The organism is Streptomyces tubbatahanensis (assembly GCF_022699385.1).
GTDB classification, from domain to species: Bacteria; Actinomycetota; Actinomycetes; order Streptomycetales; family Streptomycetaceae; genus Streptomyces; species Streptomyces diacarni.
Genome location: NZ_CP093846.1, coordinates 2,724,609 through 2,750,360 on the forward strand (window position 1 = coordinate 2,724,609; position 25,752 = coordinate 2,750,360).

19 protein-coding genes are annotated in these 25,752 nt (G+C 70.6%); 10 read left to right on the forward strand and 9 right to left on the reverse strand.

All coding sequences use genetic code 11. The features are described from left to right. Positions 1 to 22: 22 nt before the first annotated feature. The 5 genes from MMF93_RS11745 to MMF93_RS11765 all read right to left on the reverse strand — a co-directional run bounded on the left by MMF93_RS11745 (position 23) and on the right by MMF93_RS11765 (position 5,651). The gene (locus MMF93_RS11745) at positions 23 to 949 is read right to left on the reverse strand and encodes a type II secretion system F family protein (protein ID WP_114021157.1); all 927 of its coding nucleotides are present in this window, start codon (positions 947 to 949) and stop codon (positions 23 to 25) included. After that, positions 946 to 1,980 (reverse strand): type II secretion system F family protein, encoded by a 1,035-nt coding sequence (locus MMF93_RS11750; protein WP_242751267.1) that lies wholly within the window; start codon positions 1,978 to 1,980, stop codon positions 946 to 948. The genes MMF93_RS11745 and MMF93_RS11750 overlap by 4 nt, the downstream gene beginning before the upstream one ends. 5 nt (positions 1,981 to 1,985) lie before the next feature. Beyond that, positions 1,986 to 3,302: a TadA family conjugal transfer-associated ATPase gene (locus MMF93_RS11755; protein ID WP_242751268.1), complete on the reverse strand. Its 1,317-nt coding sequence runs from the start codon at positions 3,300 to 3,302 to the stop codon at positions 1,986 to 1,988. Next, on the reverse strand, positions 3,299 to 4,615 hold the full coding sequence (locus tag MMF93_RS11760) for a hypothetical protein (protein ID WP_242751269.1): 1,317 nt from the start codon (positions 4,613 to 4,615) through the stop codon (positions 3,299 to 3,301). Before MMF93_RS11760 ends, MMF93_RS11755 begins: the two co-directional genes overlap by 4 nt. 289 nt (positions 4,616 to 4,904) lie before the next feature. Continuing rightward, the gene (locus MMF93_RS11765; protein ID WP_242751270.1) at positions 4,905 to 5,651 is read right to left on the reverse strand and encodes a hypothetical protein; all 747 of its coding nucleotides are present in this window, start codon (positions 5,649 to 5,651) and stop codon (positions 4,905 to 4,907) included. Positions 5,652 to 6,076: 425 nt separating this feature from the next. Between MMF93_RS11765 and nhaA the strand changes: the two genes are divergently transcribed. After that, on the forward strand, positions 6,077 to 7,600 hold the full coding sequence (gene nhaA / locus MMF93_RS11770) for a Na+/H+ antiporter NhaA (RefSeq protein WP_242751271.1): 1,524 nt from the start codon (positions 6,077 to 6,079) through the stop codon (positions 7,598 to 7,600). Between the two features lie 3 nt (positions 7,601 to 7,603). Here nhaA and MMF93_RS11775 read toward each other — a convergent pair whose 3' ends face one another. Then, complete coding sequence (locus MMF93_RS11775; RefSeq protein WP_242751272.1) at positions 7,604 to 8,863, reverse strand: hypothetical protein; 1,260 nt, start codon at positions 8,861 to 8,863, stop codon at positions 7,604 to 7,606. A 423-nt stretch (positions 8,864 to 9,286) separates the two neighbouring features. Here MMF93_RS11775 and MMF93_RS11780 point away from each other — a divergent pair, with 423 nt between their 5' ends. The 3 genes from MMF93_RS11780 to MMF93_RS11790 all read left to right on the forward strand — a co-directional run bounded on the left by MMF93_RS11780 (position 9,287) and on the right by MMF93_RS11790 (position 12,267). Next, on the forward strand, positions 9,287 to 10,654 hold the full coding sequence (locus MMF93_RS11780; protein ID WP_242751273.1) for a hypothetical protein: 1,368 nt from the start codon (positions 9,287 to 9,289) through the stop codon (positions 10,652 to 10,654). Further along, the gene (locus tag MMF93_RS11785) at positions 10,654 to 11,487 is read left to right on the forward strand and encodes an SDR family NAD(P)-dependent oxidoreductase (protein ID WP_242751274.1); all 834 of its coding nucleotides are present in this window, start codon (positions 10,654 to 10,656) and stop codon (positions 11,485 to 11,487) included. The genes MMF93_RS11780 and MMF93_RS11785 overlap by 1 nt, the downstream gene beginning before the upstream one ends. A 135-nt stretch (positions 11,488 to 11,622) precedes the next feature. Continuing rightward, on the forward strand, positions 11,623 to 12,267 hold the full coding sequence (locus MMF93_RS11790) for a dihydrofolate reductase family protein (RefSeq protein WP_242751275.1): 645 nt from the start codon (positions 11,623 to 11,625) through the stop codon (positions 12,265 to 12,267). 122 nt (positions 12,268 to 12,389) lie between these two features. Here the strand turns inward: MMF93_RS11790 and MMF93_RS11795 are convergent, their stop codons facing one another. Continuing rightward, positions 12,390 to 13,085, reverse strand: a complete 696-nt coding sequence (locus tag MMF93_RS11795) for a DUF5701 family protein (RefSeq protein ID WP_242751276.1) — start codon at positions 13,083 to 13,085, stop codon at positions 12,390 to 12,392. Between the two features lie 254 nt (positions 13,086 to 13,339). After that, positions 13,340 to 14,068, reverse strand: coding sequence for an MBL fold metallo-hydrolase (locus MMF93_RS11800; RefSeq protein WP_242751277.1), 729 nt, complete (start codon positions 14,066 to 14,068; stop codon positions 13,340 to 13,342). Between the two features lie 196 nt (positions 14,069 to 14,264). Here MMF93_RS11800 and MMF93_RS11805 point away from each other — a divergent pair, with 196 nt between their 5' ends. The 4 genes from MMF93_RS11805 to MMF93_RS11820 all read left to right on the forward strand — a co-directional run bounded on the left by MMF93_RS11805 (position 14,265) and on the right by MMF93_RS11820 (position 22,107). Further along, positions 14,265 to 14,744 carry a hypothetical protein gene (locus MMF93_RS11805; protein ID WP_242751278.1) on the forward strand — a complete coding sequence of 160 codons (480 nt, stop codon included), beginning with the start codon at positions 14,265 to 14,267 and terminating at the stop codon, positions 14,742 to 14,744. Next, positions 14,741 to 19,021, forward strand: coding sequence for a DUF6531 domain-containing protein (locus MMF93_RS11810; RefSeq protein ID WP_242751279.1), 4,281 nt, complete (start codon positions 14,741 to 14,743; stop codon positions 19,019 to 19,021). Before MMF93_RS11805 ends, MMF93_RS11810 begins: the two co-directional genes overlap by 4 nt. 453 nt (positions 19,022 to 19,474) lie before the next feature. Further along, on the forward strand, positions 19,475 to 19,801 hold the full coding sequence (locus MMF93_RS11815) for a hypothetical protein (RefSeq protein WP_242751280.1): 327 nt from the start codon (positions 19,475 to 19,477) through the stop codon (positions 19,799 to 19,801). Between the two features lie 122 nt (positions 19,802 to 19,923). Continuing rightward, a complete protein-coding gene (locus MMF93_RS11820) occupies positions 19,924 to 22,107 on the forward strand; it encodes a pentapeptide repeat-containing protein (RefSeq protein WP_242751281.1) in 2,184 nt (727 codons plus the stop codon). A 55-nt stretch (positions 22,108 to 22,162) separates the two neighbouring features. On the opposite strand, the gene MMF93_RS11825 is transcribed toward MMF93_RS11820, so the two are convergent. After that, positions 22,163 to 22,561, reverse strand: coding sequence for a hypothetical protein (locus MMF93_RS11825; RefSeq protein ID WP_242751282.1), 399 nt, complete (start codon positions 22,559 to 22,561; stop codon positions 22,163 to 22,165). Between the two features lie 469 nt (positions 22,562 to 23,030). On the opposite strand from MMF93_RS11825, the gene MMF93_RS11830 reads away from it, so the two are divergent. Together MMF93_RS11830 and MMF93_RS11835 are read left to right on the forward strand one after the other, a co-directional pair. Beyond that, positions 23,031 to 23,462 carry a hypothetical protein gene (locus MMF93_RS11830; protein ID WP_242751283.1) on the forward strand — a complete coding sequence of 144 codons (432 nt, stop codon included), beginning with the start codon at positions 23,031 to 23,033 and terminating at the stop codon, positions 23,460 to 23,462. Then, positions 23,449 to 25,752, forward strand: coding sequence for a DUF6571 family protein (locus MMF93_RS11835; protein WP_242751284.1), 2,304 nt, complete (start codon positions 23,449 to 23,451; stop codon positions 25,750 to 25,752). The genes MMF93_RS11830 and MMF93_RS11835 overlap by 14 nt, the downstream gene beginning before the upstream one ends.

Here is a 25,752-nt window from a genome sequence, read left to right on the forward strand (position 1 = left end):
TGCGGGATGTCACGTCCGGGCGTCAGATCTGGAAGACGCGCATGGCCGCGGGGTAGATGAGGAAGACGAGGAAACCGGCGCAGAGCATCAGCTGGGCCACGAGCATCGACTGGGACTTCTCCCCGGCGCTGCCCTCGATCTCGGCCAGCTCCCTGTGCCGCATGGTCTCGGCGCGCGAGGAGAGCGAGGCGCGTACCTTCGCGCCGTCGTCCGCCACCAGCGCCAGCGACGCGGACAGGTCTTTCAGTTCGTCCACGCCGAGCCGTACGCCGAGGTCGCCGAGGGCCGCCCACTGGCTCTGCCCGGTGATCCGCGCGTCGGCGAGAGTGTCGCGGATGCGGCGCAGCGCCCATCCTTCGCTGACCTCGCTGGCCGCTTTCAGCGCCTCGGGCAGCCCGCGCCCGCCCGCCAGGTTCATCGCCACCAGGTCGAGATAGGCACCGACCACGCGCCGCAGGTCCCGACGCTTGGCCGCGGCGTCGCGCCGCACCTCCAGGTCGGGCAGCATGAAGAACAGCGCGGCGAAGAACAGTGCCAGCCACACCGGGATCAGCGGGCTCTGGCCGAAGCCGATCAGCCAGGCGACGGAGAAGAGGAACGGCCCGAAGAACAGTCCGGCCGCGCCCAACAGCACCTTCGTGGCCAGGAAGTTCTCCCAGCCGCGCTCCAGCACGTCCAGGTCGGAGCGCAGGCTGCGCAACTCCCAGCCCTGGCGCAGGTACAGCTCACCGATGCGGGCACCGAGCCGGACGCGGACGGCGGCGAAACCCTTGGCGTCCTGCGCCGCCGTGCTCCCCGGCTGGTGGGTCGCGGCGCGGGCGCGCAGCGCGTCGATCTCCGCGACCGAGGCGACGGCGCCCTTCTTGCCGGGCGCCAGCGCGCGGACGAGCAGGAACAGACCGAGGCCGACGAGGGCCCCGGTGAGCGCGGTGAGAGTCAGCGGGTTCACCGCTCCAGCACCTCCTTGCCGTCCGGAGCGCCCGGCGCGCCCAGCGTCCCCGGCAGGCCCTGGGCGCCCTGTGCGCCCTGTGTGCCCTGTGCTGCGCCCGGCTGCGCGGCGCGCGGCGTCTGCGCCGCCTCGCCTGACCGCACCAGGAACCGCTGTGGCGTCTCGATCCTGGACAGCTTGCGCAGCCACCAGAAGCCGCAGGCGAACATGGCGCACACGCAGGCGAGGACGGTCTGGCCCAGCGGGCTGCCGTACGGCTCGACGAAGTCCCGGTTGAAGACGGCCAGGCCCAGCACGAACGCCACACTGACGCCGACGACGATCTGCACGCTGCGCCGCGTCGAGGCGCGCTGCGCCATCACCCGCTGCCGCATGTCGACCTCCTCACGCGCCGACTTCGCCAGCGCCCCCAGCACCTCGCGCAGGCCGGGCCCGCGCAGCCGCGAGTTGAGGATCAGCGCCGCGACGACGATGTCCGCCGACGGGTCGTCCAGCTCGTCCGCCAGGTGCTGGAGCGCGGCCGGCAGCGGAGTGCGGGCCCGCAGCCGGTCGATGAGGGCGTCCAGGTGCGGCCGCAGCGAGGGCGCCGCGGCACGGGCCGACGCCGGAATGGCCTGCTCCAGGCCGACGGCGCCCGCGATGGTGTCGCGCAGCGACTCCGTCCACGCCGCCAGCGCCTCCACCCGCTTCATCGCGGCCCGCTCCTCGCGGGCACCGCCGAAGAGGCGGTCCCACAGGAAGACCAGGATGCCGGTGGCCACCGCCGCGACGGGCCAGCGCGTCAGCAGCAGCACCACCAGGCCCGCGCACACGGCGATCGAGCCGCGCTTGCTCATGAACCGCGCCAGCTCGGTGGCGCGCTTGCCCGCCTCCCCGCGCTCGCTCGCCGGCTTGGCCGGCAGGCCGCGCAGCGCGACGATCAGCAGCGCGATGCCGCCGCCGACCGCGACGCCGCAGGCGAGCGCGTACAGGGTGGCCACCGAGAAGAGACCGCCCGCGGTGACGGAGAAGGCCGTGTACGCGTACGGCATGCCACTCACCCCCAGTTCCCGGTCGGCCGGTATCCGAAGACGGCCAGCTCCTGCGCGCAGGAGACCGGCGCGTGCGCCAGCAGCCGTCCGTCCGGCGCCTCGGCGAACACCTCGCTGGAGAGCACCCGCCCGTCCACACCGTTGACCTCGCGGACCGAGGTGACCGCACGCGTCAGCCGGCCCCCGGTGGTGTAGGCGTTGCGCCGCTCGACGAAGACGACGAAGTTGATGGCGCCCGCGATCAGCATCTGGGTGGCCTCGATGGGCAGCCGCTCGCGGGCCTGGAGCGCGTAGGTGGAGACGCGGTTGAAGACCTCGCTGGAGCTGTTGGCGTGGATCGTGGAGAGCGAGCCGTCGTTGCCCTGGGTCATCGCGTTGAGCATGGTGACGATCTCGTCGCCGAGCACCTCACCGACGATCACCCGCGAGGGGTTCATGCGCAGGGAGCGGCGCACCAGTTCGGCCATGGTGATGGCGCCCTGGCCCTCCGAGTTGGGCAGCCGCTCCTCGAACGCCACCACGTTCGGGTGGAGTTCGGGGAACTGGTCGAGGCCCAGCTCCAGCGCCCGCTCGACGGTGATCAGCCTCTCGTGCCGGGGTATCTCGTTGGCGAGGGCGCGCAGCAGGGTCGTCTTCCCCGCGTTGGTGGCGCCCGCGATCATGATGTTCTTCCTGGCCCGCACCGCCGCGGTCAGGAAGCTGCCCAGCTCCGGGGTGAGCGTGGCGTTGCCGACCAGGTCCGAGATGAACACCTTGCCCATCCGCGCCCGCCGGATCGACAGCGCGGGACGCCGCGTCACGTCCATCACGGCCGAGAGCCGGGAGCCGTCCGGCAGCCGCAGGTCCAGCTGCGGATTGGCGGTGTCGAACGGGCGCGAGGACAGCCCCGAGTAGGCGCCGAGCACCTGGATCAGCTCGACCAGCTCCTCGTCCGACTCGGCGACCGGCTCGCCGTGCACCTCGCGGCCGTCCGCGTAGCCGACGAACACCTGGTCGTAGCCGTTGACGTCGATGTTCTCGACCTCGGGGTCGTCCAGCAGCGGCTGGAGCCTGCCGACGCCGAACAGCGCGGCGTGCACCGCCGCCGCGTACGCCTCCTCGGACTGCGCGTCCGGCGGGGTGCGGCCTGCGTTGATCTCCGCCCGCGCGTACTCCTCCAGGATCTGCGCGATCACGGCGCGCGCGAACTGCCGCTCGTCCTCCGTGGTCATCGCGGCCACACCGGACGCCTGGTCGATCCGCCGCTGCTCGGCGATCCGGTCCCCGGCCTCCTGCCGGAACCGCTTCACCAACTGGTGGTCGACGACGCTCTGGACACTCACGACCCCGCCTCCCCGTCCCGCGGCGGCCTGCCACCCGGCAGGGGTACGGGCTCGGTCGGTGCGGGGGCGGGCGGCCTGGGCCGCCCGCCAATCGCCCGGAACTGCTGCGTGGTCTCGCCCTGACCGGGCGGGCCGCCCTGGCCGGGCGGACCGGCGTGACCGGGCGGACCGGCCTGGCCGGACGGACCGGCCTGGCCGGACGGACCGGCCTCTGGAGCGTGCCCGGACTGCGGGGTGTGCCCGGAGTGTGGAGGTTGTGGAGTGTGTGGGGGCTGGGTGGCGTGTGGGGGCTGGGCAGCCCGCGGTGGCTGTGCGGCCTGCGGGGGGCCGGGGGCGTTCGGGGTGGGTTCCGGCCACGCCGGCTGTCCGCCGTACGGGCCTTGGGGCTGCGGGCGGGGCACGGGTGTCGCGCCGGTGTCCGCGCCCGGCGCGGGGCCCGGGACCGCCGAAGGGGCCCCGGCGCCCGGTGGCATGCCGGGCGCCGGCCGGCGCGCGGGAGAGCCCGTCGTCCAGGAGGCGGCGTACTGCTGGTGGAGGTCGGTGGCGACCTTGCGGACCGAGCGGACGAGGAGGGAGCGGTCCACGCGGCCCCGGCGCCGCCCTGCCAGCTGCTCCGCGCCCGCCGGGTCGTGGGCGAGGACGCCGACGACCCGGGCACCGGCACGGGAGGCGACCAGCATGTCGTTGACCTGGCCTGCGACCTTCGAGGCACCCTGCGCCTCGGTGACCAGCAGCACCCCGATCAGCGGCTGCGCGAGCTGCGCCATGCCGCGCTGCGGCCCGTGCAGCCGCGCGGCCAGAGCCAGCGCCCGATCCCGTACGCGCGCGATCTGCTCCGGCTCGCCCCGCGCGACGAGCAGCACCAGCGCGGCGTGCGGGAAGAGCCCCACCGAGGCCGCCTCGGGTCCGATGCGCCCGCAGTCGGCGATGACGTCGGCCGCCAGTTGCGGGTGCGGGGTGTCGGCGAGGGTCGCGAAGGCGCGCCCTACGGTGTCCCATTGGCCCGCCAGCCCGGCCGACTGCTCGGCGGTGCCGAGCCCCACGAGCACGTCGAGTCCCCCGGAGAGCCGCTGCGCGTGGTCCCACAGCTGTTCGGGGGCGAGGCCGCGGCGCGCGGCGGCGGCGAGCGAGAGCATGCCGGTGTTGGGGTCGAGCGGCCGGCCGTCCGTGCCGGGGCTGCGGTAGACGAGGTCGCCGCCGGCGGTGTCCGCCTCGGCCAGCAGGGCGCGGCGCGGCCACACCGCCGCGAGGGCGACGGCGGCCGTGGTGACCCCCGGTGCCCCCTTGTCGGCGGCGAGTGCGATCAGCGCCATCCGGCTACGCCTTTCCTCGACTCTGTCGACTCGTTCAGATCTATCGGCTCTATCGGATCTATCGGCTCTGTCAGCCCTGTCAGCCCTGCCGGTTCTTCGTCGAAACGTCTGTGCGGCCTGGTGGCCGGCACCACGGTGTCCGTACGGGCACCGTGGTGCCGTAGCGGACGACGACAGCGCTGCGCGGGGCGGTTCCACGGGTGGCACGGCGGGCGCAGCGGCCCGGGACCGGCGGGTGCGGTCCTGGCGGGAGCCGGTGGGCGGATCACGGCGGGCTCCTGCCGGCCCGTCAGCCGCCGCTGCCGGAGTCGAGCACGAGGGAGACCTCCCCGTTGGAGGCGGCGGCGGTCAGCTGCGCCACGTCGCTCTTGTCCACGACGACCGAGACGGGCAGGTTTCCACTGGAGGCGACCGAGTCGCCGCCGTCCTTGCTGATCGACTGCACCCGCACGCCCTCGGCCAGCGCCGCGCTGCCGCTGTTGCCGCGGCCGCCGCTGCCGCCCTGTGACTCGTCGTCCGAGCCGCCGTCCCCGCCCGAGGAGGCGCTGCGGCCCACCCGGTAGGCGGAGACGGTGTCGCCCTCCTCCAGCCGTGGCGGGTACTGGCCGCTCTTGAGGGAGAGCCCGACCACCGCCTTGCCGGGTTCGAGGCCCTTGTCCTTGGTGAGCATGCTGCCGACCAGCACGGTGCCGCCGACCAGGTCGGTCGCGGTGCGGTACTTGGTGAGCAGGCCGCGCTGATCCCAGCGCACGTACTCGATGTCGCTGTCCTCGGCGACCATCACCGACTTGATCGCCGACTGGGGGACGGGCTGGCCCCGGGGCACCCGCTTGGTCAGGGCAACGGCCTCGACCCGGTCTCCGGCCCGCATCACCAGGACGGTCGCACCGAGCGCGCCGAGCAGGACGAGGAGAACGGCCAGCGCGGCGAGCGCCGGCTTGCGTTCGCGGGGTGCCGAGGGCAGCCGGTCCCCGCCCGGAGCGGGGAGGGCGGCCGTACGTCCACCTCCGGCGGCGCCGCGCTCCTGGGTCTTCACCTCACCACCCCCGTGGCTTGTGCGTGGGCTTGTGCGCCGCACGTCGAACGTGTCACAACGAGAACCTGCCCCCCACCGCCGAGCCGGTCGTTCCCCCACGTTCCGGCCGACGCTCACGCCATGTAAATCCAAGGCACAGTATCAACAGCCCCCCACCCCCTCAAGGCGGTTCCGTGGGCCATGCGCCGCCACGCGCCGCTACCGTGCGGGCAGTTCGCACCGGGTCGCGCCCGGTTCCGGAGGAAAGTGCTCCGTTTGCCGGCGCCAGGCTCCTGGCCTGGTATGCACGGACGGGTCCGCACGAGTACGGTGGCAGCGCGGCGTCAGGATCGCGCCAGAAATTGTCATAGGTGTGCCGGGAAGTCTGGTCGGCGATGCGGGGACGTATCCCCGCGTCCCGCCCGTACCGACCCTCCGGAGCCACCATGACCCCGCCCCCGTCCCCCGCGGACGACGGCCGCGCACCGCGACAGCCCGAGAACTCCCCCGACGCCGCGGAGCCCGACACGTCCGGCACCGCACGGTCGGGCGGCACCTCCGACTCCGCGCAGCCCGGTGACGCCCCCGACACCCCACAGCCCGGTGACTCCGACTCCGCGCGGCCCGGCGCCCGGGCCGCGCTCTTCGCGCGGCCCTCCGCCAAGGAGCGGAGGCTGCTCACCGACGCGCTGCGCACCGAGACGGTCGGCGGCACGGTGCTGCTGGCCGCCGCCGTGGTGGCGCTCGTCTGGGCGAACACCCCGCTCGGCCACCTGTACGAGACCGTAAGGGCGTTCCACTTCGGCATCCCCGCGCTCGGCCTGGACCTGTCCGTCGAGCACTGGGCCTCGGACGGCATCCTCACGATCTTCTTCTTCGTCGCCGGCATCGAACTCAAGCGCGAGCTGACCGTCGGTGAACTGCGCCGCCCGGCCGCCGCCGCGCTGCCCATGGCCGCCGCGGTGTGCGGCATGGCCGTACCCGCGCTCTTCTACGTCGCCGTCAACGGGGCACGCGGCGGCAGCCTCGACGGCTGGGCCGTGCCGATGGCCACCGACATCGCCTTCGCCCTCGGCGTCCTGGCCGTCATCGGCACCAACCTGCCCTCCGGCATCCGCGCCTTCCTGCTGACGTTGGCCATCGTCGACGACCTGGGCGCGATCCTGGTCATCGCCGTCTTCTACACCTCCACCCTCAACTGGGCGGCGTTCGCGGGTGCCGTCGCGGGGCTGGTGCTCTTCCGTGTTCTCCACGTCAACCTCCGCGTCCGCGGCTGGTACGTGTACGTGCCGCTCGGCGTCCTCATCTGGGGGCTGGCCTACAACAGCGGCGTACACGCCACCATCGCCGGCGTCGCGATGGGGCTGCTGCTGCGCGTCGCCCCCGACGATCCCGCGGACCCCGGCAGCACCTCCCCCGCCGAACGCGTCGAGCACCGGGTCCGCCCGCTGTCCGCGGGGTTCGCCGTGCCCGTCTTCGCCCTGTTCTCCGCCGGTGTCGCCGTCTCAGGATCCGCGCTGGGAGAAACCTTCCGGCAACCGGAGGCGCTCGGGGTGATGCTCGGCCTGTTCGCGGGCAAGTTCGTCGGCGTGTTCGCCGGTACCTACCTGACGGCCCGCTTCACCCGCGCCCGGCTCAGCTCCGACCTGGCGTGGGCGGACGTCGCCGGGGTCGCGATGCTGGCCGGTATCGGCTTCACCGTCTCGCTGCTGGTCTCCGAACTGGCCTTCACCGACGCGGCCGTCACCGAACACACCAAGGCCGCCGTCCTCATCGGCTCCCTCGCCTCGGCGCTGGTCGCGTGCGTCCTGCTGAAGCTGCGGGACGCGAAGTACCGGGCGCTGTGGGAGGAGGAGACCCGCGACGAGGACCTGGACCAGATCCCCGACATCGACCAGGAGGTCGATCCGGTGCGCCGCCCCACGGAGGCCGCCCGAAGGCAGCGCGAGCGCGACGACCACGGCTCCTGACCCCTACGGGGTTTCCGCCGGCCCGATGTCGAGCCGGAGGAAGCGCGGCCGGTACAGCGCCACGTTCCGCTGGATGGCGCCCGTGTCGGTGCCCAGCACGTTCACGTCGTAGCTCAGCAGCAGGCCGTTGCCACTGCTGCCACCGCCGCCCTCCCCTGCGCGGGAGAACTCCGGATGCGCCTGCGGGTTGTACGGCACCGCGCCCACGCGGTCCGCCCCCTCGGGCAGCGGGGGCTGCGCCACCCGGTGCGGGCCGCGCCAGGGTCCGGTCGGCGAGCAGGCCCAGTACGAGACGACGTCCGTGATGCCGCCCCCGTCAGGGGCCCCGGCGTCCATGGTCAGCAGCAGCCACCCCGCACCGTGCCGCACCACCGTGTACGTCCCCGTGGCGCCGCGCTGAGCCGTCCCGCCCACCAGTATCGGCTCGGACCCGGCCGGATCCGACCGCCAGCCGCCCCCGGACGGATCCATTCCGGGGGAACCGCTCCAGTACCGCCAGGCCTTCGGATCGTCCAGCTCGCCGCGCGGCACACGGGCCACGTGCGCGCGGGACGCCTTGCCCTCGACGCTGCCCTCGTCGGCGCCGAAGACGTAGGTCCACCGGCCGCGGGTCAGCGCCGAGGTGCCGTACAGCACCCGGCGTTCGGGGTCGGTGTGGCGCGGCCGGTAGAGCGTGGTGATGCCCTCCAGCCGCAGTTCCGGCAGGGAGAACGTCGCCACCTCGGTCGCCCGGGGCACACCGAAGATCCACGGCGCGCTGCCCGCCTCGCGCTGCCACAACAGGACCCTGACGACCTTCTCCCGCGCTCCGGGCCGCCGCCGCTCCACCACCGCCTGCACCGGCCAGCGCCACACCTCGCGCCCGTCGGCGGTGGCGGTACCGCCGAACAGGGCGGCCGGACGGCTCTCGGTGCCCCCCAGAAGCGTCCGCTCGAAGCGCCCGTCCTCGGACATGACCAGCGCCGCGTTGCGCACCCACACCGGGTCGGGCCTGCGGCTGTGGTGCCCGCCCGCGTCAAACACCTGGTCGAGGAAGGTGTCGGCGAACAGCCACAGCGTGCGCCCGTCGGGCAACCGCACCGAGCGGGTACCGTCACCGCCGGTCCAGTCGTCGTGCCGCACGTTGTCGTTCCCGTACCGCGCCAGCTCGGCCGTCATCCGCCCGTCTGGACGCCAGCCGGTGACGCGCGCGCCCGAGCAGTCAGGTGGCGCCTCGTCGCCTGGCACGGACAGCCCCACACCGAGCAGGATGAGGACCGCCACCAGCCCCAGCCCGAGGCGCCACCGCCGCCTGCCCGGTCCGCCCGGCCCGCCTGGTCCGCCCGGTCTGTTTCTCCCGCTCGTGAACCTTCCCTGACGCCGCATCGGGTCCAGGCTAGGCAGCAGCGGCCGTCCCCCGTACCGCACGCGGCCCACGGAAACGAGCCGTCCGCGGCTCAGCGCGGTGACTTGACACACGGGGCGAGCCCTTATGCCCGACGCGCCCCGGCACCCGGCACTGTCGGTGGCACCGCCTAGAGTGCTGCGCACACGAGGGGCGAGAACACGCGAAGCACGGGGGCGAGAGCGATGGCGAGTACTGCCGCCCAGCGGCGGGGGCCGGAGCCAGAAGGCGGCGGCGCGGCGCGCGGTGGGGATCCCGGGCGCGGTGACGGCGCCGGGCGCGGCGGGGCCGCGAGCGGCGCAGTGGCCGGAACGTCCAGCGGCGAGGCGCTGCTCCGCTCCGAGCTGGCGCCGCGCGAGTTGTGGGCGCGGGTGGCGCTGATCGTCGCGCTCTGCGCGGGCTGCGGCTTCCTCGCCTCCGGCCTCTACGACTACACGCACGCGAGCCGCCCCGAAGGGCTCGCGGCGAACCTGTCCCTCGCCGTCGGCGCCGCACTCGTGCCGACGACGCTCGCCCTGCTGGTTCCGCTGCGGGCCCGGAGCCGTGACCGGCGCAGGCTGATCGAGCTGTACGGCGTGCCGAGCGGCGCGGGCAGGGCGGAAGGCGGGTTGCGGGGGCGCCGCTCCGGCTGGCTGGCCATGTCCGTCCTGGCGCTCACCTTCGCGTTCGTCTTCCTCGCCGCGGGACTCGGCCAGGCCCTCTCCTCCGACCCGTACGAGGAGCCCGACCCCACGGTGTACGGCACCATGCTGGCGTGGGCCGTGATCCTGACGGCGGCCGGATGCGCGGGCATCGCCAGGAGCCGCAGGTACCGGGCGCGCCCGGGCGTCGTCACGGGAACGTACGAAGCGGGCGCGGGCACGTACGGAGCGGGCGCGGGCACGTACGGAACGGGCACCGGCGCGTACGGAGCGGGCACGCCGGACGGTGCGGGCCGCACCACAACTCCTCCCTCGCCCAGGGCCGCGCTCTACGCGCGGCTCGGCGGGCAGCCCGCGGCGCCGCACCGCCTCAGCCCCCGTCTGGACGCCCGCATCCAGCGGCTGTCCCGCTCGGCCGCCCTGGCCCTGGGGACGTCCGCCGCGCTGTTCGGCTGCGCGCTGGCGGGCGCGACGATGCTGGTGCCCCGGTACGTGGGCGGCGGCAGACCTCTGTTCTGGGTGCTGCTCTCGCTCACCGGCCTCTACCTGTTCGCCCTGCTGCTGGAGTTGACCCACTACGGGCCGCGGCGCCCCTATCTGCTGCTCGTCCTCTTCGCAGGGATCGCCCTCCTCCCCGTCGTCGGAGTCGGCTACTCCACCTCCGTCCTCCTGGAGCGGGGCGCCTGGGTGGACGTCGAGGTGACGGCGGAAAAGCACCACGCCAAGGGCGGCCCGACGTGCGAGCTGCGCTCGCTGTCGCCGCGGGTGGTCCCGGCGGACACCGCTTTGAGCATCGGTTGCGACGGCGCCGAGGTCGGCGACACCTTCCGCGTCTACGCCGACCCGCGGGGCGAGGCGGGCCCGCGCCGTTCGTCGCCCAGCAGCCTGGCGAGCTTCTTCGTCGGCTGGGGCGCCGCGAGCACCGTGCTTGTGGGCGGCGCCGTCGGGGCCGCGCTCCACGGCCACCGCCGCCGCACCGAGCTGGGCCTCACCGGGCCGGGCCTCACCGCACGCGAGGGGGAACGCTGATGCCGCCGACCGACAGCGGACGCGGTGCCGGGGCGGAGCCCCCGGCGGAGGGCCGGCCGCACCCCTCCGGCGTGCCCGTCTACCCCGACCTGGCGGGCAAGGTCGCCGTGGTGACCGGTGGTTCGCGCGGGATCGGAGCCGAGACGGGCCGGGCCCTGGCCGCGCAGGGCGTCGCCGTCTGCCTGGTGGGCCGGGACCGTCCGGCGCTGTTCGCGGTGGCCGAGGAGATCGGCAAACGGGGCGGCACCGCGATCGGTGCCGTGGCGGACGTGACGGACGCGGGCGCCCTGCGCCGCGTCGCCGACCGGGTGGCTGCCGAACTCGGCCCCGTCGACGTCCTCGCCGCCTTCGCGGGAGGCCAGGGCTCCCCCACGCCCACCCCCGACCTGACCGAGGAACGCTGGCACCAGGTCCTCGACGCGGAGCTGACGTCCGCGTTCCTGACCGTCCACGCCTTCCTGCCCGGCATGGTCGAGCGGTTCAGCGGCAGCATCCTGACCCTGTCGTCGTCCGCCGGCCGCCAGCCAGGACAGGCCAACCTCGCCTACGGCGTCGCCCACGCGGGCCTCACCATGCTGACCCGCCAGCTCGCCACGGAGCTGGGCCCCCAGGGCATCCGCGTCAACTGCCTCGCCCCCACGGCTGTGCGCACCGAGAAGACCGCCGCGACCATGCCCAAGGAGACCCAGCACAAGCTGGCCCTCCGCCACCCCCTGCGCCGCATGGGCGAGCCCGGCGACATCGCCTCGACCGCCCTCTTCCTCGCGTCCGACGCCGCGGGCTACCTCACGGGCCTCACCATCGACGTGGCGGGCGGCCGCATCACCAACTGACGGCTCGGACTCCACCGGAGCCGGGGGCGGCGGCATGTCGTGGCCCCCCGGCTCCGGGCAGGGCCGGTTCCGTCCCGGCGATGAGTTTCGCCGTCCCCGGTGGTCCAACCGTCACCGACCACCAAGGAGAGTGACGTGCGCCAACTGCTGAGGGTCCAGAACTTCACCGTCTCGAGTGACGGTTTCGGCACCGGTGAGCACCAGAGCCGGGAGAGGCCGTTCGGGCACGCCGAGCCCGAGGAGCTGTTCGCCTGGGCCGGCGCCACGGCGAGCTGGCCGAACCGTGCGGACGCCGCGGGAAGCCGGGGCCTGGACGACTACTTCACGCGGGACTACGGCCGCAACATCGGCGCCGAGATCATGGGGCGCAACAAGTTCGGACCCCAGCGCGGCCCCTGGCCCGACCACGCGTGGCAGGGCTGGTGGGGGGACGAGCCTCCGTTCCACACCCCGGTGTTCGTCATGACCCACCACAAGCGCCCGTCGTTCACCCTGTACGACACCACCTTCCACTTCGTCGGCGGCGACCCGGCCTCGGTCCTGGCGCAGGCGCGGGAGGCGGCGCGGGGCAAGGACGTGCGGCTCGGCGGCGGACCGACCGTCGTCAGGGAGTTCCTCGACGCCGGCCTCGTCGACAGCCTGCACGTGGCGGTCCACCCGGTGAAGCTGGGGGCCGGGGTGCGGCTGTGGGAGTCGCCCGACGAGCTGCTCGACCGCTTCCACCTGGACGTCGTGCCCAGCCCCAGCGGGGTGACGCACCACGTGTTCTGGCGCAGGTGACACCCGCCCGGCGGCCACGTGGCCGCCGGGCGGGCGCCGTCCCTACGAAGCCGGGGCCCTACGAGGCCGGGGCCTTACGAGGCCGGGGCCTTACGAGGCCGGGGCCCTATGAGGCCGGGGCCTTACGAGACCGGGGGCCGGCGGTCGGCCGCTGAGGCGAAGCCCAGCCAGGTGTGCCGGTTGCCGGCCCAGCACCAGCCGACCTTGGGCGCGTTGCGGCGCTCGCGGCCGTCCCGTCCGGTGCCGTTGCTGATCCAGAGCGCCGGGGTGCGGGCGTCCAGCGCGCCACCGGCCTTGCGCAGCCGGGAGCCGATGGTCATGAAACAGCGGTTCCGCTCCAGGGCGGCGGGCTGCTGCACGACCCAGTGGATGCCCTCCGTGAGCAGCAGCGGGGTGCGTCCCTGCGCGGTGAGGGCGGGCAGCGCCTCGTCGGGGCTCCAGTTCGCCATCGCGTCACCGCGGTCGAGTCCGGTGACGAGGTAGAGCGGAGTGTCGGGCAGGGCGACCGTGTCGAGCGGGGCGAAGAGATCCACGTCAGGCATGTCGGTGACGACGAACCCCGGCTTGTCCGGCACTTCGTCGCGGCGGAGCAGCGGCGCGAGGGCCGAGGCGGGGGCCCGCTCCGGGTGAACGGCGAGGAGGGCACCGCCTTCGCCGGGTGGGTTCTGCGCCTCCCTCGCGAAGGTACGGACCTCGTCGGCGGACAGTCCGGCGATCCGGTGCACCCCCGCCTCGATCAACCGCTCGGCTTGTGCGCGCGGTTCCGGAAGCGTTGGAAGGGTGGTGGCGGTGGAGGTGCTGGGTGTGGTCTCGGACACGATCCTCCTCGGGACAGCGACGTGGTCGGCTCGAACACAACGAGGGGGCCGGCGGAAGCGTTCCCGCCGTGTCGCAGACGTCCAGGAGACGTACGGAAAGACGCCCGAGGCGACGGAACCGCTGACCGATACCGGAGCCTCGCTGTGTCCACGAAGAGGGACAGCACTTGGTGACGAGTTCGGAAGGCGGCCCGCGCTCGCGCGGATTCGACCCGTCCACGACCGTGCGCACCGCGCTGGGGCTGCTGTGCGTGTCAGAGAGTAAGGACCATTCCCTCGTCCGCGGCCAGGATCTCCCCGCTGTAGGCGACGCCGGCCTCGGCGAGGGACTGCATACGGTCGGCACCGGGCCAGAAGTGCGTCAGCACCAGGCGCGCCACGTCCGCGCGAGCGGCCCACTGGCCGGCCTGAACGGCGCTGAGTAGGTGCGGGTCGGCAGTCGTACCCTGCAGTGTCGCGCCGGCGATCAGTGGATCCGCTCCAGCCGCCAGTTCGCTGAGCACGCGGTCGGGGCCGGCGTCGCCGCTGTAGGCCACGGTCAGGTTGGGGGCGGTCAATCGGACTCCCGCGTGTGGCACGTGATGGGGAAGGAGTCGCCCGTCCAGGAGGAAAGGACCGACCTGGTAACGGCCCGGCAGCGGATGCGGGTCGAAGACCTCGCGGAGGTCCTCCGTCGGCTCCATCGCCTGGACCCGTCCCAGCACTCCCGTAGGGCAGTACAGCGGTACGCGGTCCTGGCGACCGCCATAGAGCAGCACTCGGCACAGGGCGCTCAGATCCGCGCAGTGGTCCGGATGCTCGTGGGTGAGGACGACGGCGCCGAGCTCGTTCGCCGTGCACCGGGCCAGCAGCCGGGGCAGCGTCGCGTAGCCGAGGTCCATGACCAGGCGGAAGCCGTCGGCTTCCAGCAGGAAGCCGCTCGCGGCCCGCCCTGCCTCCGGCCATGCACCACACGTACCCAGCACTGTGAGGGAGTTGCGCATCGCTCACATGCTCCCACGAGAGAGTAGACGGGCCGTTCCTGTAGGCGCTGTGCGCGGAGCCGCGCTCGGCAGCAATGCGTGCATGGGGAAGTTACCAACCGACTACACTCAGCTGCCTCCGTACACAGTTTCGAGGCTCGGCCGCGTCGCGCCACATCGCGTCGAGCCGCGTCGCGCCGAGTCGTAGGAGGCGCTGATGTCCGCTCCGGACCGCCCCGTCCACACACGGGTGAACCACACCACCAGCTCGGACTACGGGGCGGGTGCGACCAAGGGCGGCGAGGTCCTGGGCATCCAGGTGCCCGAACTGAAACTGGCGGCTCCCGTCTTCGGCGAGCAGAGCAGGAAGCTGAGCCGGGCGCTCACCACGTTGATCACGACGTTGGACGGGCTGGGCGAGCCCTGGGGCGACGACCCCCCGGGAAAGAACTTCGCGAAGGACTACCAGGCCAACCAGCGCTCCATCGAGGGCTCCGCGGGGATTCTGGTGCTCGGGCTGGTGAGCATCCACGAGGCGCTCGACGACATGAAGGACGGACACGTCGACAACGAGCACCTGATCGAGGGCATGTTCACCAAGGCCGACCCCGGACACGGTGAGCACGGTGACCGTGACGCGCACGGTGGCCGTGACGCGCACGGTCGTGGAGGCGACGGGAGCGGTGGCGGCTCTTGAGCGCACTGGAGAAGGCGTGGGAGATCCTCGAGGGCATGGGGCTGATCTGGCCCGACGGTGACGAGGGGAAGCTGCGGGACGCGGCCAAGGCGTGGCGGGCGTTCGCGAAGGACGCCGACGAGGTGCTGGGGGACACGAACCACTCGGCGCGCGGAATCATGGACGTCAACAGCGGCGAGGCCGTCGACGCGTTCGAGAAGTTCTGGTCACGCTACGTCGGCAAGGGCGAGAAGGGCTGGCTGCGCAATCTCCCCGAGGCGGCCGGGGACATGGCGAAGGCACTGGACGCACTCGCCGACGACATCGACGACACCAAGAGCCAGATCAGAAGCGAGGTCGTCGGCAGTGCGGCGCTGATCGCGGCCGGGATCGTCTTCACCGGCCCCACGTTCGGGATATCCGACGTGGCGGCCGGTGCCGCAGCGACCCGGATCGTCACCCTCAGCGCCGAGAAGTCCGGCTCCCTGGCGGCCCGAGCGGGCGCGCTCTTCGCTCGCGTCACGCGGGCCGCCGTCCTGACCGGGGCGACGAGCGTCGCCATGGACCTGGCCGTGGCGCAGCCCGCGCGCATCCTGGCCGGGCAGCAGGACGGGATCAGTCTGGAAGAGGTCAGCAACGCCGCGAAGTACGGCACGCTGTTCGGCGGCGTCCTCGGTGGTGGCCACACCTTCGCCCCGAAGGCACCGCCCTCTTTGCGAGTCCGCTCCCTCCGCCCGAAGCTCATCAAGGAGGGGATGTTCTCCCGCTCGCCCTCCCGCACCCCCACCAAGGGCGAGCCGGTGGACGTGGCGACAGGAACGATGCTCATGGAGCAGACGGACCTGACACTGCCCGCCTCCCTGCCCCTCGTCCTCACCCGCACCCACCTCTCCTCACACCGGGTCGGTGTCCACTTCGGCCCCAGTTGGGCCTCCACGCTGGACGAACGCGTCCAGATCGACCAGCACGGCGTGGTCTTCCTCGCGGCGGACGGGATGCGGCTCGTCTACCCCGTGCCGGAGCCCCACCAGCCGCTGCTCCCGTCGAAGGGGCCGCGCTGGCCCATGGAGTGGGACGGCAAGCCCGACGGATCCCTCACCATCACCGACCCTGGCTCCGGTGTCGTCCGTACCTTCGCCGACCCGCTGCCCTGCGGCGATCCCGAGGCGGCCCACCTCGCCCTGGTCTCCCTCCGGGACCGCAACGGCGCGCGCATCGAGATCGACCGCGACCTGAACTCCACCCCGCTGGCGGTGCGGCACTCGGGCGGCTACCACCTGAGCGTCGAGACCGAGAACCAGCGCGTCACGGCGCTGCGGCTGCTGCACGAGGCCCCCGACGCCTACGGGCCCGGGGACGGCACCCCGCCTCCGAGCACGCTGGTCATGCGCTACGCCTACGACGAGGCGGGCAACCTCACCGAGGTCGTCAACTCCAGCGGAAGGCCGCTCCGCTTCACCTACGACCACGAGGGCCGCATGCTCTCGTGGACGGACCGGAACGGTGTCACCTTCCGGTACGAGTACGACGCGGCGGGACGCGTCGTCCGCACCCTCGGCCCCGACGGCATCTACGACGGCGCCTTCGCCTACGACGAGGCGGCCGGCACCACCGTCTACACCGACTCCCTCGGCCACCGCACCACCTGCCGCTACAACGCCGACGGCCAGGTCGTCGCCGAGACCGACCCGCTCGGCAACACGACGCGCACCGAGTGGAACGACCGCGGAACCGCACCCCTGTCCGTGACCGACCCGCTGGGCCACACCACCACCTACACCTACGACGAGGACGACAACCTCACCGCCGTCCACCTCCCCGACGGCTCACACGCCCGCGCCACCTACAACGCGCTGCGCCAGCCCCTCGACGTGACCGAACCCGGCGGCGCCGCCTGGCGGCACACCTACGACGAGGCGGGCAACCTCACCGAAACCGTCGACCCGGCCGGGGCCACCACCCGCTACGGCTACGACGAGCGCGGCCGCCTCACCGCCGTCACCGACGCGCTCGGCCACACCCGCCACCTCACCTGCGACGCCGCCGGACTCCCCACCGCGCTGACCGATGCCCTGGGCCACACCACCCACGTCGTCCGCGACCCGTTCGGCCGCATCGTCGAGATCACCGACCCGCTCGGCCACCGCACCCGCATGGCCTGGACGACAGAGGGCAGACCGAGCCGGCGCGAGGACCCCGAAGGCGCCTGCGAGAAGTGGACCTGGGACGGCGAGGGCAACCTCCTCAGCCACACGGACGCGGCCGGCCACACCACCCGCCACACGCCGGGCCCCTTCGACGCCCCGGCCACCCGCACCGACGCCGACGGTGCCTCCTACGCCTTCGCCTACGACACGGAGATGCGCCTGACACGGGTCACCAACCCGCAGGGCCTGCACTGGTCGTACGCGTACGACGCCGCCGGACGTCTGATATCCGAGACGGACTTCAACGGCGCGACGCTCACCTACGAGCTGGACGCCCTCGGCCGTCTGGCCTCCCGCACGAACGCGGAAGGCCAGACACTCCACTACGCCCGCGACGCCCTCGGCCAGGTGACCGAACAACACGACGTCTCGGCGGACGCGACCACCACCTTCGCCTACGACGCCGCGGGCGAACTGGCCGCCGCCACGAGCCCCACAGCCGACCTCGCCCTCACCCGGGACGCACTGGGACGCGTCCTGTCCGAGACGGTCAACGGTCGCGCCACGACCTTCGCCTACGACGCGCTCGGCCGGTGCGTGCGGCGCACCACCCCGTCAGGGCTCACCTCCACCTGGACCTACGACGCGGAGAGCCGTCCCCGGGAGTTGGCCACCGGCCACGGCACCCTCTCCTTCACGCACGACGCGGCAGGACGCGAGACCGAACGCCGCATCGGCTCCCTCGTGCTGCGGCAGGACTGGGACCGCGCCGACAGACTCACCACCCAGACCACCCGTACCCCCACCGCGCTGCTCCACCACCGCGACTACGCCTACCGACCCGACGGCTACGTCACGGAGATCCGCGAACTCACCTCCGGCACGCGCCGCTACGACCTCGACCCGGTAGGCCGCGTCACAGCCGTGCGGGCGCACGGCTGGCGGGAGACCTACGCCTACGACGCGGCCGGCAACCTCACCACGGCCCACGCCCCCGACCACCCCGCCCCCGGCGACCGCGCGGTGGAGGGAACCCTCCTCCACCGCGCCGGACGCACCTCGTACACGCACGATGCCGCGGGCCGCCGCACCTCCAAGACGACCCGTCTCCTCAACGGCCAGAAGCGCACCTGGACGTACGCGTGGAGTGCCGAGGACCGTCTCACGGGCGTCACCACTCCAACCGGTGACGAGTGGACGTACGTCTATGACCCGCTGGGCCGCCGCATCGCCAAACAGGGCCCGACCGGTGAGAAGGTCACCTTCACCTGGGACGGCACCCGCCTGGCCGAACAAACCACCGCCGAGGGCCGGACGACGACCTGGGACTACGCCCCGGACACCCACCGCCCGCTCACTCAAACGGACCACACCCCCCTCACCCCCGAACCGGGCACCTCACTCCTCACCAAACTCACCGCCCCCCTCCCCCGCTTCCAATCGGTCCTCACCGATGTGACAGGCACACCGACGGAGCTGGTCGACCCGGACGGCAACGTCACCTGGCGCCACCGCACCACCCTCTGGGGAACCCCACTCCCCACCCCGACCCCGCCGAACACCCACACCTGCCCCCTCCGCTTCCCCGGCCAATACGCAGACGACGAGACCGACCTCCACTACAACTGCATTCGTTACTACGATCCCGAGACGGCCCGCTATCTCTCGCCCGATCCACTCGGCTTGGCAGCCGGAGCCAATCAGATGGCCTACGTGGTCAATCCCCACACCGGATGCGACCCTCTCGGCCTCTACGACTGCGAAAAGGTCAACAAGGTAATCGACAAGGCCGTAGAACGAGCCGCAGGTGGGCGGCGCAGGACTGCGGGCAAATATCACGGCCACCTCACACCAGAAAAGGAACTGGAGATCCTCTCTCAACCAGACGGTGTCTACATATCACAGGGTGGCGCAGAGCGACTCATCTTCCACAAAGGTGAGGATATCGTCGTGATGGAGAGCTCTGGAGCCAAAGGTGGAAACGTCATTACAAGCTACGGCCCCTCGGGTCCAAAGAATGAAAGTGGTGCCGCAGCATGGGGAGGTTCCGCAACCGACCCGGGGCCGCCAGTAACACGCAAGCAACTGATAGAGGGCGGGATCCCTACTCCGAAAGGCGGAACCCTCCCTCCGGCAACCCCACTCCGATAGGCAGGATCGATGTGCAACAACACCTACCTTGAGCTGGGGCCTGATGTCAGAGTGACCCCATCTGGCTCCCCTCTCTCGCAGACTCCCCGATACTCCCTCCCAGACGGTTACCTGACAGTCTCACCTTTTTATGACCTCCCCTCCCACGAAACTCTGCTCAGCGAGACGACGGGTAGCGTCGACTGGCTGTGGTCTGGCGATGATGAACTTCGGTTCGAAACGACCGCTCGCCAACTCATCGGATGCGGTCTGACGGTCCCCGAGAAGCCAACTCCGCACGGATGGTCCCCCGGGGAGTGGTTCGAAGCACCCCGCACAAGTACCGGAATCCGTCGCCTGTCACCGAATAACTTCGATTGCCCTCCGATGGCGGAACGGTGGGTTAGTGACACCGGCGACGCACTCGTGTGCGTACCCGAAGATCCACCCACACCGAAGAAGAGTCTGCACCGCTTGAACGTCGGCCCTGACCTGGATTTCGTCTTTGTGGACGGCATGTACACGGGCTGGCTTTTCCGCAACCCTGCCCACTACCTTGTGCACGCCTGGGAGCAGCCACCCTCCCACCCAGTAGCGGAGGGGTCTTCGCTTGCGCTGCGCGATTACCTGCTTCTCTTCACTGAGTCGAATGTCGAACGGATGCAGGATGAAGACGTCCACGTCCTGGGTGAACTGGACGCACTGCGAACGCGGATCGCCGCGCTCTCAGTGGATCCAAGAAATGAAGTGATGCGCAACCATGTCACTCGGCTACGAGAAGACTGGTACAGCAGCTCGTAGAGGCAGCAGAGCCATCTGTTGAAGCTGGCCTGGTCGGCCGAAATGAGGCCTTAACGCCTCGCTGTCTGCGGGCGTCGCACCGACAAAAACCCGCAGGGCTCATGCAGGAGGGGGAAGGTGGTATGCCGATGGAGCCGCCGCACTGGCCGCACTGTGGGTGGGGGGCCGACGAGGAGAACCGCACGGGGTGCCGGGGCCGCCGGGTGTCGCCGTACACGCGGTGTCTGGCGCATCTCCGGGAGGAGGAGCGCGCCGAACATCTGGGGGCGCTGCGTCCCGGGGCGGGCGTCGACTACTCCGGTACGCGGTTCGCGCCCGCTCTCCTTCAAGAACTGCTGTCAGCGTTGCGGGGCCCGGACGACATCGCCCGTTTCGGATGGGCTGCTTTCGAGCAGGCGGTGTTCGCGAGTCACGCGTCGTTCTTCGGGGCGCACTTCGGGGCGGGCACCCGGTTCGACGGGGCGGAGTTCGGGAACGACGTCTCGTTCAAGAAGGCGTTGTTCGAGGGGGCCGTCTGGTTCAGCGGAGCCTCGTTCGGGGAGAACACCAGTTTCACCCTTGCGCAGTTCGGTGACGGAACGCTGTTTCCCGCCACGCGGTTCGGTGACCGTGCACGATTCCGGGGAGCCGTCTTCGGAGCGGGCGCCGACTTCCACTCCGCCGTCTTCGGTGAGCGCGCCCACTTCGAGGAGGCGCGGTTCGGGGAGGGCGTGTCTTTCGGGGCCGCGCGATTCGGGGCACGGCTGAGCTTCAACAAGACCACCTTCACCGGCAGGGCCACGTTCGCGGACACGCAGTTCGGCGACAGGGCCACCGTGGAGCGTGCCGCGTTCGCGGGGCTCGCCTCGTTCGACAGGGCGCGGTTCGGTGACAGGGCGAGCTTCGCCGAGACCGTCTTCCACCGTGCGGTGAACTTCCACGAGGCCGGTTTCGACGCGCGGCCGTCGTTCCGTGCCGCCCGGTTCCACGGCGTCAGCCAGTTCGGCTCTTCCGCCTTCGGCGAGCGTGCCTCTTTCAGGCAGGCGGCGTTCAGGAGGGAAGCGCATTTCGGCGGTGCTCGTTTCTCCTCCCACGTGTCTACGAGAGGCGCGGTGTTCGAGGGGCAGTGTTTCTTCAGCAGGGCCACGTTCTCCGACTCCCCCGAGTTGACGGATGTGCGCTTCCTGGCGGGCGTGGATTTCACCGGCGTGACCTTCGACAGGACGGCGCGTTTCGGCCCCCTGGTATGCCGTGGAACGCTCGACCTGTCAGAGGTCACGTTCTCCGACCCGGTCACCCTGGAAGTGGACGCGGATCGTGTCACCTGCTGGCGGACGCGGTGGGCGGCGACGGCCATGCTGCGCGTACGGCGCGCCGACGTCGACCTGTCGGATGCGGTCTTCGAGCAGCCCATGAGCCTGGTGGCACACGCCGAGCCGTTCCCCATGCGGTCGGCGGACGGAACCACGCACGACGCACGTGCGGGAGACGCAGAGGCCGCGTCTCCCGTGCGGGTGCTCTCCCTCCGGGGCGTGGACGCGGCGCAGCTCATGCTGGACAGCGTCGATCTGAGCGCTTGCCGCATGGCCGGTGCCGTGCACCTCGACCAGATCAGACTCGAAGGGGAGTACCGTTTCGGCCGCGTACCGCCCGGATGGCACCGCCGAGGCCGCTTCCCCACCCGGTGGACGTCCCGGATCACCCTCGCCGAGGAACAGCACTGGCGGGCCGCACGGAACCTGCCGGGCTGGGACGCGGGGCCCGACGGCGCGCGGGTGCTGTCCCCGGCCGCGTTGGCCTCTCTCTACCGCCAGTTGCGCAAGTCGTTCGAGGACGCCAAGGACGAGCCGGGGGGAGCCGATTTCTACTACGGAGAGATGGAGATGCGGCGCGCGGATCGCACCCGTCCGCGGGGCGAACGCGCACTCCTCCACGCTTACTGGGTGCTCTCCGGCTACGGCCTGCGAGCGACGCGCGCCCTCGCCTGGCTGGGCCTGGCGATGGGGGCGACGGTGTTGGTGATGATGGCCTGGGGCATCCCCCAGCACGCTCCCGCGCAGGAGGCGACCGGCCGGCTGAAGGGCGACGAGGCCCGGCTGGTGATCGACACGCCCGATCCGGGCCGCCCGCCTTCGCCGCTTCACGCCCGGTTCACCGCGGACCGGTTCGACCAGTCGCTGCGTGTGGTCCTGAACTCCGTCGTCTTCCGCTCCTCAGGCCAGGACCTGACCACGGCCGGCACCTACGTGGAGATGGGCTCCCGCGTGTCCGAACCGATCCTGCTGGGTCTGGCGGTCCTCGCGGTACGGGGCCGCGTGAAACGCTGACGCTTCGCCGCACCGCACCGCACCGCACCGCGCCGCGCCGCGCCGCTCCGCTCCGTCAGCGTCGGCCTCTCCTCTTCTGCCCGTCCTGTTTGAGCAGGGGGCTTTCGCGTACCGCCTTACTCCGCTTGAGGCGACCTGGCTCCTGCGACTGTTCGTTGTTCTTGCTGCCGCCGCCCCTCGGTGCGCCGGGAGGTGCGTACGTGCCCGCGCCGCCGGGAACGGGGTTGCCGGGTACCGAGGAGAGGTCTTCGCTGCGTGCGGCTTCCGGCGCACTCATGTAGAGGGAGTTACGCAGCCAGGGAGCGTTGGCGCTGACTCCCCGTGCCTGACTGTCGGGAAGCGTGGCCGCTGTCTGGTACGCGTACGAGTCGGGCAGAGAGACACCGCCCAGCCACGGCTCGTTGGCACCGGCAGCGCTTGCCCCCGCCGTCCCCTGGCCTTGCCGCTGGGTCACCTCAGCGGACTTGGTCTCCTTCGTGGGCCAGGCAGTTGTGCCGGACTCGATCGGCGATACAGGCGAACCCGGGATCCCGAATTGGTTCTGTTCACCTGGGCTCAAAGGGGATACGGGTTCGTATCCCGGTGGTTGCGTCATGGCCTCTCCCGTTGCGGTCGCTCACTTCACCACGGGAGCAGGACCGAAACCGGTTCATCGCGCGCGGCTGACATCAGGCCCGTCCCCGCACCCTCCGCCACCACCTCGACTCAGTCGCCGCCCTCCGTTTGCTGCAACTCCCGCACGCAGTACTCGTCACCCTCCGCTGCCCCCGGTGGCGTTCGGTGACATAGCCTGTTAGCTTTGGGGACCGATTTTCCAAGCGGCCGCTCAGCAGACCCTTCCCGTGGACCAGCGGATCTGAGGGCCTACTCATCGGCATGGGGCGGTCTCACGTGAACGAGAGACCCAGGGGGGCGAATACAACATGGGGGACGACAAGGAATCGGATCTCAAACGCAGGCCGGGCATGAAACCCGGCGGGCATGTTCCGAAAAGGTCCGATCTTGCCCATAATGAGGCGAAGAAGCAATCGGCAGCGATGTACATCCACGACACGTTGGGCCCGGCAACGAACACAGCCGGCTCCGTCGCGGATGCCGACACGGAACTCATATCGGGCAACCCGCAAAGCCCGACCACCTCACGCGGGAAACTCCACGGTTGGGAAGTGTGGGCTGGGGTCCGCCATCGACTGACTTCTTGGCGGGAGCATCACAAGCACTTGACCCAGAGCCTTACGTACGAGTACGAGGCCCTGCTGGACGTCAACAAGATTCTCTCTGGTATCGATGTGCAGGTGTCGACCAGCATGGACGTATCCAAGCCTCGGGCCAAGAGCCAGCTTGACGACCTCTGAGGGGCACAACGGTATGGCGGTTTCATACGACGACATCTTGCATGCGGACTTGGGCTGTCTGGAGGAGGCCGCGAAGGCCTGGGAAAGAATGGCCAAGAAGTTCGGGACTCTCGGCCACGATTACAAGGCCCATGTCCGGGCCACTGTCGACGCCGACAGTTGGCAGGGGGAGTCCGCGAAGACGTTCGGACAGTGGGGGCGTAAAACAGCCGAGGAATACGACCAAGCCAAGGGCGAGGCCCACGGGGTGGGCGCCCTCTTCCGGCTGGCTCATGCGACTTTGGACGCCCACAAGAAGGCAGTGGAACGTGCCCGTGACGACGCGCAGGATGCCGGCATGGATGTGAACTCACGCGGCCACTGCACGATGAACTTCGACAAGGTCGCGGCGAAGAAGGGCGAGGAAGTCGCCGACGGATACCGCGAGAACCCGAAAGCCAAAGCGGTGGTCGAAGAGAAGTGGACAGACAGGATCAAGCAGGCCGTCAAAGCCACACAAGACGCGGATGCCGGTCTCTGCACCACCTTCATGACCGATCCGAAAGAACCGGAAAAGGGCCTGCCCAACGGTTTCAACGGGGCTGTCGGCGACGACGTCGTGAAAAAGAATGCGGCCCGCGCAGCAAAGACCTACGAAAGTATCAAGGACGGTGGGACGCCCTCTCCTGAAAAGTTGCGCGAAGCGGCCATCTTGGCGCGCGCGCACGGAGACGACCCCGAGTTCAGTCGTACCCTGATCGACTCACTAGGGGGGCCGGAAGGTCTCATCAAGACGCACGACCGCCTCGACGACCTCGCCTACTACGACGACAAGGACCACAAGAAGTCCTACGTGTCGTTGGACAAAGCGCTCGCCACGAACCTAGCCAGCGCCACCAAGAACCCGGACTCGGCTTTCTACAAGAGGTTCCAGGGAAACATGGAGAAGGCCGGCGTCAAGGAATACGACTTGAAAGTTGCCGGCGAGAAGATTCCGGAAGAGAGCGGCAGCACACACCACGGGCAAAAGGTTCGCGGCTACCAGAGTCTGGTTTCCCTCATGCAGCGCGGGGACGGCTACGGCAAACAGTTTCTCTTCGATACAGCCGACGCGATTCGAGAGGCCGAGGACGAGGACCAAGGTGGCGACCCTGACATCTGGGACCTGAGGGGGGACTTCGGCACCAAGCAGGACGCCCACTTCGCTCACGACCCTCTCGACGGAATTCTCGAGGTGATGTCTCACGACCCCGAGGCTGCCACCGAATATCTTGACCCGGGGCCGGAGAATAAGCAGGACGATGATCAGGACTCGGAGGAGAAGCAAGACAACCTCACGTACCTGTTGCAAGGCCGCGACTGGAAGCACGTCGACCTCGGCTCCCCTGACCCGGCGGAGATGCATGATCCGGACAAGGAGAGCAGCGACGCTCGCCAGGGCTTGGCTCGAGCCATCGAGGCCGGAGCGACAGGCGAACAGCCGATCGTGGGCGACGGGGCCGCGCGCCCTCACGCCACACACACGATCCCAGAGGCGAGGATCATGAACCAGGTCATCAACCAGACCGACCCTGGTATGGGTGGCTCCTCACTGCCGGAGAACCTGCAACGTCCGATAGCGAACGCCTTGGCCGACTATGCGCCGGATACCCACGTGACTCTGCACCGCGGCGAAGACATTCGGGATCACATCGGCATATATGGTCCCGAGAGCGACGCGCACCTGTCTGCCAATCCGGAAAAACTCGTCCGTGTCATGCGGGGCGTTTCGGATACACCGGAAGGTTTTGCCATGATGCATCAAGCCGAGCGAGAACAGATCCGGCAAGACATTGCCGAACTGCCGCCGCAGGCAGGACCCAATAGCCGCGATGTCCAAAACACCATGACACACGCAGGTGCTTCCATGGGAGCTTTCGAGGCGATACGGCGGGACCGTGTGCTCGATCTGCGAGATGAGGAAATGAGCGAGGCGGACTGGAACGCCAAGCTCAGGTACCACATTGTCGGCGGGGTATTCACTCCCATACCATTTGTGGGGGATTCGATTCAACGGTCGATTGACACGGGAACCTGGGAGGAGAGCAACAATGTGAAACAGTCAGCAGATACCGAGGCTCGACAAGAGCTTACCCGGCAATGGCTTTCATCGGATTCGCAGATACGATACCTGGTCAACGACTGGGCAGATTCTTCCGGCATAAAAGGACAGGATTCCGCGCTCACTGTGCTGAAATCGACATTCGCGATGAGTGGGCGGGACGCGTCCCGTCGGCAGGCCGACGGGTGGCTCGGCCGCGGAGACGACTGA

Coding starts and splice junctions, on each gene's coding strand:
- MMF93_RS11750 (WP_242751267.1), bottom strand. CDS start 1,980: ATGCCGTACGCGTACACGGCCTTCTCCGTCACCGCGGGCGGTCTCTTC.
- MMF93_RS11760 (WP_242751269.1), bottom strand. CDS start 4,615: ATGGCGCTGATCGCACTCGCCGCCGACAAGGGGGCACCGGGGGTCACC.
- nhaA (WP_242751271.1), top strand. CDS start 6,077: ATGACCCCGCCCCCGTCCCCCGCGGACGACGGCCGCGCACCGCGACAG.
- MMF93_RS11785 (WP_242751274.1), top strand. CDS start 10,654: ATGCCGCCGACCGACAGCGGACGCGGTGCCGGGGCGGAGCCCCCGGCG.
- MMF93_RS11800 (WP_242751277.1), bottom strand. CDS start 14,068: ATGCGCAACTCCCTCACAGTGCTGGGTACGTGTGGTGCATGGCCGGAG.
- MMF93_RS11805 (WP_242751278.1), top strand. CDS start 14,265: ATGTCCGCTCCGGACCGCCCCGTCCACACACGGGTGAACCACACCACC.
- MMF93_RS11820 (WP_242751281.1), top strand. CDS start 19,924: ATGCCGATGGAGCCGCCGCACTGGCCGCACTGTGGGTGGGGGGCCGAC.
- MMF93_RS11830 (WP_242751283.1), top strand. CDS start 23,031: ATGGGGGACGACAAGGAATCGGATCTCAAACGCAGGCCGGGCATGAAA.